Annotated in this window: 1 protein-coding gene; it reads right to left on the bottom strand. The window is 76.9% G+C overall.

All coding sequences use genetic code 11. The annotated features are described in order from the left end of the window. Positions 1–190 precede the first annotated feature (190 nt). Positions 191–1366: an ROK family protein gene (locus GTR00_RS20540; protein WP_166613380.1), complete on the bottom strand. Its 1176-nt coding sequence runs from the start codon at positions 1364–1366 to the stop codon at positions 191–193. Positions 1367–1545: the final 179 nt, after the last annotated feature.

Genomic DNA, 1545 nt, shown 5'->3' with positions numbered 1-1545 from the left:
GCGTCAGGCGGGACAGGTGGCGGCGTGCGTGCGGCACAGGTCGACGTGGCGGCGCCGCACCAGCAGCCCGTTCGTCGCCCCGCGCGTCCTCACCGCACCAGGGTACGGGTGGGCGGCCCCGTCCACCCGGTCGTCCGGCGGGTTCCCCGGGCGCTCCTCGCAGCGGTGCCGGCGGGGGCCGCCGCGGGGGTCAGCGGCGGTCGCCCAGCACGAACGTGCGGATCGCGGTGACCGCGGCCCCGCGCGCCCACTCGGGGAACCCGGTGTGCTGCACGTCGACGTCGAGCTCGGAGGCGTGCGGGCTGCGGTGCGCGCGGATGCCGGCGCGCAGGGCGGCGGCGCCCACCTCGGCCAGCCGGGCGTTCTCCCCGGAGACCAGGACCTTCTGCGGCATCGTGAGGTTGCCCACGGCGGCCACCAGGACCCCCAGCGCGCGGGCGGAGTCGTCCACGACGCGGCGGGCCAGCGGTTCCCCGGCCGCGGCCAGGTCCAGGACCTCCTCGAAGCCCACGAGGCGGCGCAGCGCGGCGCCGGCGCGCGCCTCCACCGCCCCGCGCGTGAGCATCGCCTCCGCGCATCCGGTGTGCCCCTCCGGGCACAGCGGGCCGGTGGGGTCCAGCGGGAAGTGCCCCAGCAGCCCGACGCCGGCGTCGGGGCGGTCCAGGACCCGGTCGTGCACGACGAGGCCGTAGCCCACCCCGGTGCCCACCACGACCAGCGCGAAGTGCTCGCAGCGCCGCGCGCTGCCGAACCACTGCTCCGCGCGCGTCAGGGAGAGCACGTCGTTGTCGACGACGACGGGCAGGCCCAGCTCGGCCTCCAGCGCCCGGCCGAAGGGCACCGACTCCCAGCCCAGGTAGCGCGCGGAGAGGACCTCCCCGTCCGGGGAGACGCGCCCGCCCAGGCTGACCCCCACGGCCCGCACGTCGCGGGCCGGGGCGCCGGCGCGGGCGGTCAGGGTGCGCACCAGGTCCCCCACGGTGGCGGTGCAGGCGGCGGGGGAGCGGTCCACCAGAGGTGCGCGCACCTCGGTGACGACGTTGGCGCGCAGCGTGGTCAGCACCGCGTAGGCGGTGTCGGCGGTGAGCTTGACGCCGACGAAGCCGTGGGAGAGCTCGTCCACGTCCAGCGGCCGGGTGGGCCGCCCGGAGGCGGCGTCGTAGGCGCCGGTGGTCTCCACGAGCAGGCCGGAGTCCAGCAGCGGCCTGGACAGCCGGGTCAGGCTGCCGGCGGACAGGTCCAGGCGGCGGGCCAGCTCGCTGCGCGGCAGCGGGCCGTCGAGGAGGACCTCCAGGGCGATGCTGTGCGCCGGGCCGGTCAGGGGCGTCCAGGCGGTGCCCGGCCTGGTGGTGCTGGTGAGGCTCACGGGTCTCCTCCGCGGGGTGGGGCGCCGCGCGTCGCGGGTGCGCTGGTGGAACGCTAACTGAGTTTTGCGGCGGAAGCCCGGTGGTCGCCCGGATCTCGCCGCGCGTGTCGCGTTCGTGATCGGAGGGTCGTTGACGCTGCTGAAGGTTTTGGCGTACAACTCTCAGCACCGCACGACCC

The organism is Kineococcus indalonis (genome assembly GCF_009906395.1).
Taxonomy (GTDB): Bacteria; Actinomycetota; Actinomycetes; order Actinomycetales; family Kineococcaceae; genus Kineococcus; species Kineococcus indalonis.
This window is presented reverse-complemented; position numbering and strand designations above follow the sequence as displayed.